This window comes from Thalassospira sp., assembly GCF_048059015.1.
Lineage (GTDB): Bacteria > Pseudomonadota > Alphaproteobacteria > Rhodospirillales > Thalassospiraceae > Thalassospira.
Map to the genome: position 1 here is coordinate 225,185 of NZ_JBLLNT010000005.1, position 14,792 is coordinate 239,976.

Here is a 14,792-nt window from a genome sequence, read left to right on the forward strand (position 1 = left end):
TTTTGGAAACCCGATCGTGCTGCTGTCCCGATAGCTTATGCAACTCGACACCAGTTTCCCCCATACCGCATTGATTTTGCACTCTGCTTGCCAACAATTCGTTAAAACAAAAACATCTGTCAATTTGATGGCGCACTTGTCCTAGCTTACAGATCATTCATATAAAGAAGAGCGGATAGGATATTAACCTGACCTTCAGAACATTATGATTTGATAAGGCTCCGCCGTTCAGTGTAATGAACGAGCCGATAAATACGAAAAAACACTACTTTCTTTCAGGGGTCGCGCGTGATTGAACCGCAGCAATATGGCCAACAGGCCCTACAGGAATATCTGTTGCTGGATTATGTACAACGACTGGAAACCCGTAAATACGGGCACCGGGCTGTGCATATTCACCTGTCACGCATGAAGCCGTTCCATCGTCGCGACTATCACATTCGCGTGGCGACCAATACCTTTGAAAGCTATGTTAAGCTTTATGTCGGGCGTATTTTTGTTCTGACCAACAACGACCTGATCTTTGTCTGGAAAGACAAATCGATCGCCGACGTTGAGCCCGCAGTTGATACGCTGCGTTATCTTTTCCGCGATGATCCGCTCTCGCAGGATGAAAGCGAAGAAACCGGTTTCTGCACCTGGTACAACCTTAATACTGAATTCCAGGAATTCCTTCTGCTGTGCCAGCACCTTGATGAGCGCGCAAAGAAGTTGCAGCAAAGCAGCAATATGCGTACGGCAATTCAGCGAGAAAAAGACGAAACTCTTCGTCCGATTGATGCAGAAAACCTCGCTCAGCTGGAAGAAACCATTCACTCCGCAGACCTCTCTGAACATATCCGCCAGCAGCCGGTTTGTGTTTTTGCGCATGGCAGCTCCAGGGAGCTCCATCCGGTTTTTGATGAGTTCTTTGTCTCGATTGCTGATTTGCGTAATGCGTTGATGCCAAATATCGATCTTGCATCAAACCGCTGGCTGTTCCAGCACATGACCGAAGTTCTCGACAAACGCATGCTGAACTATTTGTGCAAGCGAACGTTCAAGACACATGCGAGCTCGTTTTCGATCAATCTCAATCTTGGCACCTTGACTTCGCGGGACTTTGACAAGTTCGATGAAACAGTCCGCAGTAAATGGCCTGGCAACGTGATCATTGAGCTTAATCAGGTTGATCTGTTTTCAAACCTCGAGACCTATCTCAAGGTACGTGACGATTTCCATAAACGTGGTTACCGCATTCTGATCGACAACCTCACGGTTGAGTTGCTTTCATTTGTCGACCGCAACAGCCTGAAGGCAGACTTCATCAAGGTCGCATGGCGCGAAGAGATGACCGATAACGTCATCCGCAAAAAGTATTCCGAGATGGATACGCTGGTGAAGAACTCGGGCCGAGAACGCGTAATTCTCTGTCGCTGTGATACCCCGACCGCAATCAAGTTTGGCCAGTCGCTTGGCATCACCTTGTTCCAGGGACGCTATATCGACCACATGATGGCCCGTCAGCGTCGCGCCAAACGGGCTGCCCAGCAAAAGAAATAAGTCATTCAAGCACTGACACCGCATTAACAGAAAAGGTCGGCCATTGCGTCGGCCTTTTTTCATGTCAGCTCCTGACAGAAACTGACAGCAGTCGCGTCGACCGCCCCATCAATCACATTTTCGCCCCTTGGCAGAACAGGAACAAAAACAGTACAAATAGACATGATCTATGCGCTGTGCCCCGATTGCCATCACAAGTGGCGACTGAACATTGACAGGCCGCTTCCCAAAAGCGGTACCGGTTCATATGTGCCCTGCCCGATCTGCAGCGGCAAACGGGCCATAGCACACGCAGAACTGCCAGATCTGTCGATCGGGCATCTGGATTGCGATGCCTTTTATGCCTCAATTGAAAAACGCGACAGGCCGGAGCTAATGGATCAGCCTGTGATCATTGGCGGCGGGCATCGCGGTGTGGTTTCGACCTGTTGCTATGTGGCGCGTAAGTTCGGAGTGCGGTCTGCCATGCCCGCATTCAAGGCCCGTGAACTATGCCCGGATGCTGTGTTTCTGAAGCCTGACATGAAGAAGTATCAGCAAGAAGGCTATCGCGTGCGGGACATGATGCGCGCCCTGACACCTGATATCGAACCGTTGTCGATTGACGAAGCCTTCATGGATCTTTCAAACGCCTTTGAACACCGTGGAAAGTCTGCGGCTGAATGCCTGATTGAGCTTCAAGCCGATATCCGACGTGAAGTCGGCATCACCGTATCGATTGGCCTGTCTTACAACAAATTTCTGGCAAAGATTGCATCCGATCTTAACAAGCCATTTGGCTTTTCAATGATTGGCGCGGCCGAGGCCGTGGGCTTCCTTGCGGACAAGCCCGTGCGCATGATGTGGGGTGTTGGCCCGGCGATGGAGCGGAAGCTTCATGCCGATGGCATCACAACCATCGGCCAAATGCAGGAATATGACATCCATGCCCTTCAAGGGCGCTATGGCAGCATCGGCAAACGGTTCTATTACTTCTCACGCGGGCAGGACAATCGCCGGGTCGAGCAAAGCTCAGAACGGAAAAGCCTGTCATCCGAGACGACCTTTAACGAGGATATTGCAAGCTTTTCAGAACTGTCTGACATCGCAACCCGCCTGACTGCAAGGGTTGCCAGTGATCTTGCACGCAAGGAAACAGCAGGCCATACCGTAGTTCTGAAACTGAAATCGTCTGACTTCAAAATACGCACACGCAATATGCGTCTGACCTATCCCACCTTACGCGAAGACGTCATCCGCGAGGCTGCACTGACACTTCTGAAAAAGGAAGTGGATGGTACGAAATACCGACTGCTGGGTGTAGGCGTTGCTGATCTGTTTGCTGCGGACCAGGCCGATCCGGTCGATTTATTTGCCGAGGCACAAGCAAATGAGCCTGACATCCGCCAAGACATCGATACGAACGAAGCAGTATTACCGCGCAAAATCATCGAACTGCCGCGTCCAACGGCTGAGCAAATTCGCGAAAGCCTGACCCGGCGATACAGGCAACACAAAAAGAAACCTGCACAAAAGCGATTTCCCTTCTGAGAAGTCACATAAAACCTATCCCAAACCTATACGATAGGATTATATATTACATCATATCGTTTAATCGATAATCAAAAGAACACCACCGCGCCCGCACCCAAAAACAAATCAAGCGGCGCGCACTATACTCAGATGGGAGTCTGAATTGTTCGGCGTCGAATTGGATATCCGCACGCTTGCGTTTATCGCAACGCTGTCTGCGATTGTGCAGGCTATTGCCTTTGTTTCGCTGTCGATGGTTTCACGTCGCGGATTGGGCACCACACTTTGGGCGGTTGGCGGCGTCTCGATGGCAATTGGCTTTGTGCTTTTGGGCCTGCGCGGCGCAATTTCTGACGTCGCATCCGTGATCATCGCCAATACCCTTCTGACAGCTTCACACGCATTTTACTGGTTGGGGTTGGAGATATATACCCGCCGCAAGCCAAGCTTCTGGATCAGCGGCACAGTGATCAGCACCCTTGTCCTGTTCTTCATCTACTACACAGAAGTCAACAACCACGTGCCGACACGCATTGTAGTGTTATCGGCTGCGTTGTCCTTCCTGTCTCTGGCAAGCGCATATACCCTTTGGTTCCAGCGCCGTGGGCGTCGTGCTGCACCAGAAACCATTATGGCGGTCACGTTTGCCTTACATGGCTTCTACCACGTGTTTCGCGCGATCTATACCCTTCTTGATGATCGCGAAATTGCCAATTTCATGAACGCATCCACCGTTCACATGGTCGCCTTCCTTGATGTGATCCTGTTCCTGCTTCTCACCGCTGTCGGCTTTACCGGCATGATCATCATTTCACTCAATACATCGCTACGATCAGAAGTTAAGGCGAAAAACCGGTTATTCACAGTTCTGGCCCACGACCTGCGCGCACCGTTTGGCGGACTTGCCGGACTATCGCTGCATGCGCAACAAGATCTCGTTGCAGGCAACCCCGGCCAGGCACTTGGCAATATCCGCAAATTGCATTCCTCCACGTCAGAAACGCTGCGGTTTCTGGATGATCTGTTGATCTGGGGCCGAACATTGTTTGACGACGGCCGACCAGAGCGCAGCGCTGTCAGTGTTGATCAGCTGATCGACAATACGATCAAGGCAGTCCGCCCCCTGCTTGAAGCAAAATCTGTAACCATCGCCTATGACCCGCAAAACCTGATGGCACATTGTATTGTTCCGCATTCGGAAATGATCTGCAGGAACCTTTTGGTCAATGCGATCAAATATTCCAATCCGCGTAGCACGGTAACGATCACAACGTCTTCGGTCGGCAACCGGATCAATGTGCGCATCATTGATCGGGGTACCGGCGTTCCAGATAAGATGATTGCGGATTTCGCCGTGACAAACGCGTCTTATGAATCGACAGAAGGCACGTCTGGTGAATTGGGTGCGGGTGTTGGCTTGTCGCTTTGTCGCGATTTATGCCGCGAAGATGGCGAGAATATCTGGCTTGAACACAATCCGGATGGCGGCCTGATTGCGACCTTCACGCTTAGAACTGATGCTTTGGAAAATGCGGCCTGAATCAAAAAACGCCCGCCGATAAATCGAACGAGCATTTAGTGATAACGGACAAATCTTTCCTAAAGAAAGATGGCGTCCCCTAGGGGATTCGAACCCCTGTTGCCGCCGTGAAAGGGCAGTGTCCTAGGCCTCTAGACGAAGGGGACACAAGCACAAAGTGCAAATGTCGTGACTTTCGGTTGGTGGCGTCCCCTAGGGGATTCGAACCCCTGTTGCCGCCGTGAAAGGGCAGTGTCCTAGGCCTCTAGACGAAGGGGACATAGCACCAATCGAAGTCATGTCGTTAACGAGTGGCGTCCCCTAGGGGATTCGAACCCCTGTTGCCGCCGTGAAAGGGCAGTGTCCTAGGCCTCTAGACGAAGGGGACGCAGCGCGTTAACGAGGCCGGTTTTTAGCGATTGGGTCGGGATAGGTCAAGCGGCTTTTTCACCCCTGTGACGTTTTTTTTAATCCCCCACCAAAAAAGGGGCCTTAACCCGCCAAAAGCCGGAAAAACCACGCCTTGATGTTTAACCGGACGGTTTATTTAACCACCCTCCCCTCAAAAGAGGGCGCATCGGCAGTCCTTCAAGGCATCGATTTGGGCAAAAATAAATTTTGGATCAACGACTTTTGCGTCGCGCACCGAACCAGAAGCTGACCCCCGCTACACCAAGGCCGATTCCCAAAAAGATGAACATCATGCGATATCCAACTGGCGATCCGGCTTCAAACTGGCCAATGATCAAGCCGGCGATGCCTTGCAAGACAAAAAGCCCGGCAAAGGTCGCAAGATTGATCGTGGTCAGAGCCCGCCCGATTTGATGTTCAGGAACGGCTTCGCGTGATGCGGCATAGTTCAATGTTGCACTTGATCCAAGGAAGCCGTGCAGCAGCAGCAACAAGGCCGCTGCCCACACGCCCACTGGCCCAATGAAGGCCTGCAGCAAACAGGCGACAGCGCCTACCAGAACCGCAAATACAATCAGCTCATGCGTCTTGCCAGGCAACATGCGTTTAAGTTGGCCATAAGTCGGCGGCCCAACGATCATGCCAATCGTCATAACCAAAAGAACGTTACCGACTTCCACAGCACTCAGATCAAACACATCATGCAAATACGGTCCGCCCCAAAGTCCACGAACCGTCAGGATCGCCGGATAGCTAAAGAAAGCCACCCCAACCAGAAGCCAGACTTGCCTGTTCTTCCAGACCGAGACCATGCCGCGCAGCACATCAAGCACGGTCTCGCCTTTTTGGTCATGCGCCTCTTTGCCCGGCGGGGTATCGCGCACAAACAAAAAATCGAGTACCACCGCAAGCAAGCTTAAGCCTGCCAAGCCGTAATAGACCGTCCGCCAACCATGCGTTTCAACCAATGCCGCCAGTGGGGTTGCCGATGCCAACACCCCCATGAGGCTGAAGGATACGATCAAGCCGGATGCAGCAGCAAACTTTTCGGGTGCTGTCCAGCGCGCTGCCAAAACGAGCGCCGCCATAAAGGCCGCAGAGCAACCAAGGCCAATCACCGCTTGTCCGACCATCAATCCAAGCACACTTTGCGCATTGGCAAAGATGATCACACCAATCACGGTCACCATCATCAGCATGCCATTGGTCAATCGCGGGCCGTAGCGATCCAGCATCACACCAACCGGGATTTGCATCAGGGCAAAGGCAAAATGGAAGCTGCCCGAAATCAGACCGATCTGTTCTGGGGTAACGGCCAATTCATCGCGAAGCGGTCCTGCCAGAAGTGCCTGAGCTGAGCGGAAAAACTGGCTTAGCGAGAATGCCAGCAAAATGGGCGCAAGCACCCGAAGGAAGGTCAGCGTCGTGTGGGACGGTAAGCTTGGTTTTGCGTGATCTGTCATGATGTCTTCTGGGATAATCCCATCCCGACACAACGGCAAGCAATTGCGCGACATGGCAAATATGCACGCAAGGCGGGATCATGACCGTCTTACGAAAAATCGGCGTCACTGACTGACAGAAAGGCTTTCGGAAATGCGGGGCTGCTGCCCCTGTATCACGCCATACTGCGACATGACGCGATCAAACTGTCCGTGGCTGCGAATGTGGTCATAGGCGTCCTGCCAGACTTTCACAACGACATCAGATGTATTCTTGGAAAAGGCCAGATACAGATCACCGCTTGAGAACTGATAGACCATTTCAATGTCGCTTCGTGTCAGCGGACTTTCGACAAGTTGCTCAAACAGTTCGACATCTGAGGACACCAGAAGATCAATGCGCCCGGTCGCCAACATATGAACACCACCACGCGGATTATGGATCGGTTCCAGGTTTTCAAATCCATAGGACCGTAATGCCTGTTCATCCGCACCACCGGCCTGCACCCCAATCGATCCGGCATTGCGCAGATCATTAAGGCTTTGAACCGGATGCGGCGTATTTTCCAGCTGATAGATACCTGCATTGGCAGGAACGATCGGGCCAACCCAATGATAACTGTCTTCGCGTTGTGGCGTGCGGGTCATGGAAAAGACAGCGATGTTTTCTTCTTCGTCAATCCGTTGCAGAACGCGCTTCCAAGCCATCGACTGGATTGGTTTGCCATATCCAATATGGGCCGCCATCGCCTGAACCACCTCGGCACCAATACCGCGCAGATGACCATTTTCATCAAGATAGTTAAACGGTCGATATTCTTCGGTCAGAAGCGTGACAGTTAGTGCCTGCACAATGGCGGATGGTTCATCAACCACGACTTCATGCGCCAACGCAGGCGCAGGTACAGATACAGCACCAATGACCACGCCAAAAATGGCGGATCTCAGACCACGAAGAATGGATGTTTCGATACTGTGAAACAATAGCGCGACCGGATCAATTCAAGGGAACAGCCTATCCACATGAATTATCAGCATTCCCGGTATTTGGCAATGCAACACGTTAAACCATTGTATAGACAGATTACCTCAAACAGGCAGTGCGACATCGTCAATGATCAGCTGAACACCATCGCGTCCCTGCCAGGTATCACGCCTGAGATGGCCCAGAACATGTAACGGACGCCCGCCATGCTTGATCAGGGTCTGGCCCATATCATTATCGAGACAGCGGAACGCAATTGCCTTGAGCCGTCCCTGCCCGTTTGCCCCGGTAAGGATACAGCGCACATGATCAGCGCCAACAACATCGGCCTTCACCGCCCGGCAATCAACAAACACAAAGCGTGGCTCGGCATTACCCGCCCCAAATGGCCCAAGCTTTTCAAGCGCATCAATCAGATCAAGCGTCGCACCATTGGCATGAAGTGCCCCATCAACTGTGATGGTCGGTCGGATATCGTTTTCAGCAATGATTTTGGCAAAGCGTGCTTCAAGAAACGCTTCAAACTCATCACGCTTTTCCGGATCAAGGGTAAAGCCCGCCGCCATACCATGCCCGCCACCATTAACCAGAAGCCCCGCCTGCCGTGCCGCAATGATGGCAGCCCCAAGGTCAATACCACGCACAGAACGGGCTGATCCCTTATAGACCCCATCGACAAGCCCCATCACAAGGGATGGCAGGTGGTAGCGGTCCTTAAGGCGGCTTGCAACAATACCGATCACGCCGGGATGCCAGTCATCCCCGCCAACCAGGACCATTGATCCGACTTTTGATTTGCCTTCGACCGCACTGATCGCCTGATCCAGAACGATATCTTCGATCGCTTTACGTTCGCGATTGTATTCATCAAGCTTGCGCGCGATATCAAGCGCCTGCGCCGGGTTTTCACCCGAAAGCAGGGTCGTACCCAGAAAACTCTCGCCAACGCGCCCACCGGCATTCACACGGGGCCCCAGAACATATCCAAGATGATAGGCACTGGGCGTTTCATTCACCCCGGCAATATCAGCAAGCGACGTCATGCCGATATTACTGCGATGCTTCATCACCTTCAGACCCTGCGTCACGAACGCCCGGTTCAGCCCACGCAACGGCACCACGTCACACACGGTACCGAGTGCAACCAAATCCAGCCAGTTGCGCAAATCCGGTGCACGAACGCCCGCCTTTTCCAGCCAGCCGCGATTACGCAGTTCCCGCAACATCGCCACACATAAAAGAAACGCCACACCAGCCGCACATAAATGGCCAAGGCCACTATCATCATCCAGACGGTTGGGGTTCACAACGGCAACAGCGGGCGGCAATTCCGGCTCTGCTGCGTGGTGATCAACCACAATGATCTCGATCCCGGCATCCTTGGCTTCTTGCAGCGGGGCATAGGCCGTCACACCACAGTCAACCGTCAGGATAAGGCTTGCCCCTTTGCGCTGCAGTTCCAGCAACGCTGGCGCATTCGGGCCATAGCCCTCTGTCATACGATCAGGGATATGCACCGGGACATCCGCGCCAAGCGCTCGGAAAAATCGTTTCAGAAGGGCTGTGCTGGTTGCGCCATCGACATCGTAATCGCCAAAAACGGCAATCTTTTCGCCCTTTTCGATCGCATCGGCGATGCGTGCGGCGGCCTTGTCCATATCCTGCAAGGAAGATGGATCGGGCATCAAATCGCGCAAGGTCGGGGACAGGAAGCTTTCAGCATCGTCAAGGTCGATGCCGCGCGCGGCCATCACACGTCCAACCACCTCGGGCACGCCAAAGCGTTGCGAGATGGTTGTCGCCAGACGTTCGTCATTCTCGCGTTCGCGCCACCATTTTCCGGTAACGGATCGCTCGATCCCCATAAAGGTCTTTTCTTGCGCATGATCTGTCATGACCAATGAAATAGCGCAATCCGGGGCCTGCTTAAACCTGATAATTTTCATGCATGGGAAGTTTCGCGCAAACTAGCCCCGCGGATTATCCCCGCACCATTTCAAAACGTTTTCCGCATCTGCTGCCGGGTCGTCGACCGGATAGAACACCTTGGTGATTTTGCCATCGTCAATCACCATGGTCAGGCGTTGAAACAGGCGCATGCCATCGGCTTTGAAATCGGGCATGGCCATCAATTCCTTAAAGCGATGCTCGCTATCTGACAGCAAGGCAAATGGCAGGTGCAAACGTTCTGCCGCTTCTTTCTGATAATCTGTCGTCTGGCTTGAAAGCCCAAACAGGTTCTCAACACCAACAGCACGGAGTTCTGCCGCGTGATCGCGGAACGAACAGGATTGCGGCGTACAGCCCTTGGCACCTGGGATTTCATCCCAGCCTTCCGGTGATGGCACACCGGGCTCCGCTGTGCGGGGATAGGCATATACAACCGTGCGCCCTGCCACCGTCGAGAGGTCAACCGATACGTCATTGGTGGCAGGTAACGCCATTGCAGGCAGCATCTGCCCCGTCAGACGTTCAATCACATGTGCAGCACTTTCCGAACTCATCATGATCCTCCCAGGATGCCAAGCGGGCCTTTATCACAGAGATGGTCTTTAGACCCTTTGACATTGAAGATAAGTCTGATTTCAGCCCGGCAAAAGATCGAGTGATTTCGCATCGTGAAAAACAATCAGAATACGCGCAGCATTTGCACACCCGCCAAAGTTGTGCAAACTGGCGAAACAACAAAACGGATACGAGCAATGCCCCACAAAAAAGGCCTTCGGATCGGATTAACCATCCTGTCCGTGATCGGTGCCGTGATTTCGATGCCATTGGTGATGTTTTCGCCAATGATGTTTGACGCACCGGGATCAAATGAAAACGCCCTCACCCAATTCCTGTTTTTCAGCGTTTTGGCATTTCCGGTGCTGTGCCTGATGGGCGGCATTCTGCCCTGGAAATTCAGACACAACCCGAAATCAATCTGGCTGTATGGGCTCAGTGGCCTTGCCATCGCATTAATCGTAGTGGCGGCGGCATTGCTGGAACTTCAGTGTGGTGGCGATTTCTCGTGTTAAATTACGTAACAGTTAGACTGTCTATGACTGACTACGGAGATCGTCAACAATGTCGATAACATCAACAATTCCCACTTTAGAAGTTAAAGGTTTGGGAAAACATGAGTGGGGTATTTCTCGCGCAAGATTGAATATCAAGAATCGAAACGGTGTAAACCGTTATGAAGTCGCGAAACTCACCAATCTAAACAATAACAAGAGTACATTAGTACTCCTACTTGGACATGACGATGAAACAGGGATTTATCTCGACTTTGATACCAGAGACGAATTAGGTCTAGAGAAAGGCGAAAAAGTTCAAATTTCAGCTACCAAAGTACGCCTGTTCAGTAAGCTACTATGGTATCTAAAAACAAAAGATCCGATGATCCATATCCCAGCATGCTTAGCGGTTCTCTCCATCGCGCTAAGTATTATAGGCTTTCTGGTCGGATTTATTTACTAAACAATCCCCTCGTCCGCCGCAATCAATGCCAGACCATGTGCAACCGACAGGAACGGTTGGCCGATTTCGATGCGGTCCTTGCCAAAGCCGTCTTCAAAGATTTTACGCACCGCCGGAACATAGGATGTACCACCGGTCATGAAGACCTTTGAGACGTCCTTGGCATCGATACCGGATTGCTCAAGACAGTTCTTCGCAGCAAGTTCGATATCGGCAAGGTCGGGAGCGATTGCGGCTTCAAAATCAGCACGCGTCAGCTTTTCTTCGATCTCCACACCACCGTGGGAGAATTGCAGAAGCGTGCTGTCATTTTCAGACAGTTCTGCCTTGGCCTTGGAAACCGTTTGATACAGATGGAAGCCCATTTCATCTTCGATGATGGCAACTAGGTCTTCGATATCATCTGGCCGGGTTGCAGAGCGAATCAGGCTTTTGATTTCGTTGATGGTTTTGGGCTGGTTCATCATGGCAAGTTCATGCCAGCGCGAGAATGCCGTGTAATATTGGCGCGGCACCGGAAGCGTTGCGCCCATGGATTTATAATCCGAGCCAAAGCCAAGGCGCGGCCAGACGGCTTTCTGGATGATGCGATAGTCAAACCGGTCGCCTGCGATGCCAAGACCGGTATGGGCAAGTGGCTGCACACCACGAATGCCCAAGCCCGGTGTGAAGCGGATCAGCGAAAAGTCACTGGTACCACCGCCAAAGTCGGCAACCAGAACGGTTTCGGGTTTATCAAGTTCGCGGCCGTAATAGTAGGACGCGGCCAAGGGTTCAAACACCATGGCTTCGACGTCAAAACCGGCCTGCTCATATGCAGAACGCAGGCGCATTTCGGCAAAATCGTTGTCCGGATTATTCCCCGCAAAGGCAACCGGGCGGCCAGAAATCACACGCTGCCCCAACCAGCCAAGGCTATGTTGCGCGAAATGGTGAATTTGCGTCAGGAACGTTCCAATCAGATCTTCGATCGAATAGGTCGTTCCGAAGATGTCGGTTCCTTCAAAATCCTTGGCCGCGAGATAGGATTTCATCGACTGGATCAAACGGCAATCGTGGCTTTCCTTGAGGTATTCCTCAATCGCGAACGGGCCGGAGCAGCTTTTGGAATGGGTTGGCGCACCCGGAGCGGTCAGTTCCTGCTCCTCCCAGAAATAAAGGATGGTGCGATAGGTATCAAAACTGTTGGCGCCGACTTCGAATTTTGCCGATTGCACATTGCCTGCGCTATCTGCCACCGCAAGGACAGAGTTGGTCGTACCGAAATCTAGGGCGATAATTTCAGACATCAGGCAAACTCCGATAAAGGCGTATTTGAAGGGGGCGGAGGATGTAACCCAGACCGCCCTGCCCTGCAAGCATTTAAACGCAAGAAGGGAGTGCTTGGCACTCCCTTCTTAACGTTCTGCATCAAGCAGAGATTATTTGTACCAGATTTTCCGGCTGAAATCGTGAACAGCGCGGACGTAACGCACGGTACCGGACTGCGAACGCATCACGATGCTTTCGGTTTCGGCACCATTGGCGAAACGACGCACACCGCGCAGCATCGCGCCATCGGTGACACCGGTTGCGGCAAACATCACGTTGCCTTTTGCAAGGTCGGTCAGCTTGTATTTACGGGTCAGGTCTTCGATGCCCCATTTTTTCGCACGAGCGACTTCGTCGTCATTGCGGAAAACAAGACGTCCCTGGAACTGACCACCGATGCAACGAAGTGCGGCAGCAGCAAGAACACCTTCCGGTGCGCCACCAGTACCCATGTAAATATCGATGCCCGAGGTTTTCTGCGAGGTCGCGATAACACCGGCAACGTCGCCATCACCGATCAGCATGATGCGTGCACCTGCTTCACGGGTTTTGGCGATGATTTCCTGGTGACGCGGACGGTCAAGGATACAGGCAACCAGATCAGAAACGTCGCAGCCCTTTGCAGCAGCAAGGCTTTTAAGGTTTTCAGCCGGGCTGGCATCAAGGTCAATCACATCATCAGGAAGACCGCCACCAACGGCGATTTTGTCCATATAGGTGTCCGGTGCGTTCAGGAAGCCACCCTTTTCCGCCATCGCAACAACAGCCAAAGAGTTCGGGCCACCGGTCGCGCAGATGGTCGTACCTTCAAGCGGGTCCAGCGCGATGTCGATTTCCGGGCCTTCGCCAGAGCCAACTTCTTCGCCAATGAACAGCATCGGGGCTTCGTCGCGTTCACCTTCGCCGATGACGACAGTGCCTTTGATGTCCATGCTGTTAAGCGCATTACGCATCGCATCAACAGCAGCCTGGTCAGCGGCCTTTTCGTCGCCACGCCCCATCAGGCCAGAGCAGGCAAGTGCCGCAGCCTCGGTCACGCGAACGGTTTCAAGCGCGAGATTTCGATCCATTTTGTCTTCCTCGTAGTGTGATGCAGGGTCTGGGGGCCCTGTCTCGTTGTTGTCTTGTCTTCTTGTTTTTGCGGTTCGGTTTAGTCCAGACTTTACAACAGCGCCCCGCATCTTGACAGGTGCGAGGCGCTTTGAGCTTTAAACTTTTAAGATGCGAAGCTTTCGATCCGCATCAGAACCGGTGGCTGCGAGTTGCTTTCGAATGCGGCGATATCATCAACTGCACCCGACATTGCTGCTTCGGTCGTTTCATGCGCCACAATCACGACCGGCACAACACCGCCTTCGGTTTCCGCACGACCGTGCTGGATCATGGAGGCCATCGAAACACCATGCTTTGCAAGGGTTGCGGTGACTTCGGCCATGACGCCCGGACGATCCCAAACCATCAGGCGCAAGTAATATGCACCGGTGTGTTTTTCCAATGACGCACGCACGTTCTTTTTAAGGCGCCCAGCCGGAAGCCCGAAGACCGGTGCCGCGCGACCAGCTGCGATATCAACGATATCGGCAACAACGGCCGATGCCGTCGGGCGTTCGCCAGCGCCACGGCCCTGCAGGACCACAGGACCAACATAGTCTCCTTCAAGGGCTACGGCGTTAAACACGCCTTCGACCTTGGAAATCTGGGTTGCGCGATCAACCATGACCGGGCTTACGCGCTGCTCGATGCCTTCTGGCGTCTGTTTGGCGATACCAAGCAATTTGATGCGATAGCCGAGTTCTTCGGCAAGCTGGATATCAAGGGCGGAAACGCTGCGGATGCCTTCGACGGCAACCGCATCGAAATCGACCTCAACCCCAAATGCCAGGCTTGAGAGGATCGCAAGCTTGTGTGCGGCATCAATGCCATCGACATCAAAGGTCGGATCGGCTTCGGCATAGCCAAGCTTCTGGGCTTCGGCCAGAACGTCGGCGAAGTCACGGCCCTGCTCACGCATGGTGGTCAGGATATAGTTGCACGTGCCGTTTAGAATACCGGTGACACGCGAAATTGCGTTACCTGCCAGACCTTCACGAAGCGCCTTGATTACCGGGATGCCGCCAGCAACCGCTGCTTCATAGGCGATGGTGACATTGTTGGCATCAGCAATCTGGGCCAGCTCAACGCCCTTAAGCGCGATCAGGGCCTTGTTTGCAGTAACGACATGCTTGCCATTTTCAAGGGCTGCCTTGCAGGTGTCATAGGCGATGCCGTCTGATCCACCGATCAGCTCGACCAGAATGTCGATATCCTTGTCTGCGGCAAGATCGCGCGCGTCTTCGTACCAAGTCAGACCGTCAGTCGAAAAACCACGATCACGAGTTCGATCACGCGCCGATACCGCTGTAACGACGATCTGACGACCCGAACGGTCGGCCAGAATGTCGCGATGTTCACTCAGCAGTTTAACGGTTCCGGCACCGACCGTACCCAGGCCTGCCACACCGATTTTGACGACGTCTTTCACGATAACTCCTTAGCACGTGGTTAGATCCGCAAGCGCGCGAATGATCGAATGTGACCATCGCGTCCTGATAAAGGAACGCCCGGG

Annotated in this window: 12 protein-coding genes and 3 tRNA genes; 5 read left to right on the forward strand and 10 right to left on the reverse strand. The window is 53.0% G+C overall.

The window, feature by feature from the left end:
- Positions 1 to 288 precede the first annotated feature (288 nt).
- The 3 genes from ACMZ66_RS09190 to ACMZ66_RS09200 all read left to right on the forward strand — a co-directional run bounded on the left by ACMZ66_RS09190 (position 289) and on the right by ACMZ66_RS09200 (position 4,594).
- Positions 289 to 1,542 carry an EAL domain-containing protein gene (locus ACMZ66_RS09190; protein ID WP_416936608.1) on the forward strand — a complete coding sequence of 418 codons (1,254 nt, stop codon included), beginning with the start codon at positions 289 to 291 and terminating at the stop codon, positions 1,540 to 1,542.
- Between the two features lie 162 nt (positions 1,543 to 1,704).
- Positions 1,705 to 3,072, forward strand: coding sequence for a DNA polymerase IV (locus ACMZ66_RS09195; protein ID WP_416936610.1), 1,368 nt, complete (start codon positions 1,705 to 1,707; stop codon positions 3,070 to 3,072).
- A gap of 145 nt (positions 3,073 to 3,217) precedes the next feature.
- Positions 3,218 to 4,594, forward strand: coding sequence for a sensor histidine kinase (locus ACMZ66_RS09200; protein ID WP_416936612.1), 1,377 nt, complete (start codon positions 3,218 to 3,220; stop codon positions 4,592 to 4,594).
- 70 nt (positions 4,595 to 4,664) lie between these two features.
- On the opposite strand, the gene ACMZ66_RS09205 is transcribed toward ACMZ66_RS09200, so the two are convergent.
- From ACMZ66_RS09205 to ACMZ66_RS09235, 7 genes are all read right to left on the reverse strand, one after another.
- A tRNA-Glu gene (locus ACMZ66_RS09205) sits at positions 4,665 to 4,740 on the reverse strand.
- A 37-nt stretch (positions 4,741 to 4,777) separates the two neighbouring features.
- Positions 4,778 to 4,853, reverse strand: a tRNA-Glu gene (locus ACMZ66_RS09210).
- Positions 4,854 to 4,885: 32 nt separating this feature from the next.
- Positions 4,886 to 4,961 (reverse strand) — tRNA-Glu (locus tag ACMZ66_RS09215).
- 235 nt (positions 4,962 to 5,196) lie between these two features.
- The gene (locus ACMZ66_RS09220) at positions 5,197 to 6,447 is read right to left on the reverse strand and encodes an MFS transporter (protein ID WP_416936614.1); all 1,251 of its coding nucleotides are present in this window, start codon (positions 6,445 to 6,447) and stop codon (positions 5,197 to 5,199) included.
- Between the two features lie 105 nt (positions 6,448 to 6,552).
- Positions 6,553 to 7,410 carry a substrate-binding periplasmic protein gene (locus tag ACMZ66_RS09225; protein ID WP_416936616.1) on the reverse strand — a complete coding sequence of 286 codons (858 nt, stop codon included), beginning with the start codon at positions 7,408 to 7,410 and terminating at the stop codon, positions 6,553 to 6,555.
- Between the two features lie 105 nt (positions 7,411 to 7,515).
- The gene (recJ, locus tag ACMZ66_RS09230) at positions 7,516 to 9,276 is read right to left on the reverse strand and encodes a single-stranded-DNA-specific exonuclease RecJ (RefSeq protein WP_416936680.1); all 1,761 of its coding nucleotides are present in this window, start codon (positions 9,274 to 9,276) and stop codon (positions 7,516 to 7,518) included.
- A 102-nt stretch (positions 9,277 to 9,378) separates the two neighbouring features.
- Entirely contained in the window at positions 9,379 to 9,918 is a 540-nt protein-coding gene (locus ACMZ66_RS09235) for a peroxiredoxin (RefSeq protein WP_416936618.1), read from the reverse strand.
- A gap of 195 nt (positions 9,919 to 10,113) precedes the next feature.
- Here ACMZ66_RS09235 and ACMZ66_RS09240 point away from each other — a divergent pair, with 195 nt between their 5' ends.
- Both ACMZ66_RS09240 and ACMZ66_RS09245 read left to right on the forward strand, forming a co-directional pair.
- Positions 10,114 to 10,431: a hypothetical protein gene (locus ACMZ66_RS09240; protein ID WP_416936620.1), complete on the forward strand. Its 318-nt coding sequence runs from the start codon at positions 10,114 to 10,116 to the stop codon at positions 10,429 to 10,431.
- 49 nt (positions 10,432 to 10,480) lie between these two features.
- Entirely contained in the window at positions 10,481 to 10,876 is a 396-nt protein-coding gene (locus ACMZ66_RS09245; protein WP_416936622.1) for a hypothetical protein, read from the forward strand.
- Here the strand turns inward: ACMZ66_RS09245 and ACMZ66_RS09250 are convergent.
- The 3 genes from ACMZ66_RS09250 to ACMZ66_RS09260 form a co-directional block, all read right to left on the reverse strand.
- Complete coding sequence (locus ACMZ66_RS09250; RefSeq protein WP_416936624.1) at positions 10,873 to 12,165, reverse strand: Hsp70 family protein; 1,293 nt, start codon at positions 12,163 to 12,165, stop codon at positions 10,873 to 10,875. The genes ACMZ66_RS09245 and ACMZ66_RS09250 overlap by 4 nt on opposite strands.
- 132 nt (positions 12,166 to 12,297) lie before the next feature.
- Positions 12,298 to 13,257, reverse strand: coding sequence for a class II fructose-bisphosphatase (glpX, locus tag ACMZ66_RS09255; RefSeq protein WP_416936626.1), 960 nt, complete (start codon positions 13,255 to 13,257; stop codon positions 12,298 to 12,300).
- Positions 13,258 to 13,403: 146 nt separating this feature from the next.
- On the reverse strand, positions 13,404 to 14,708 hold the full coding sequence (locus tag ACMZ66_RS09260) for a homoserine dehydrogenase (RefSeq protein ID WP_416936628.1): 1,305 nt from the start codon (positions 14,706 to 14,708) through the stop codon (positions 13,404 to 13,406).
- Between the last annotated feature and the right edge of the window lie 84 nt (positions 14,709 to 14,792).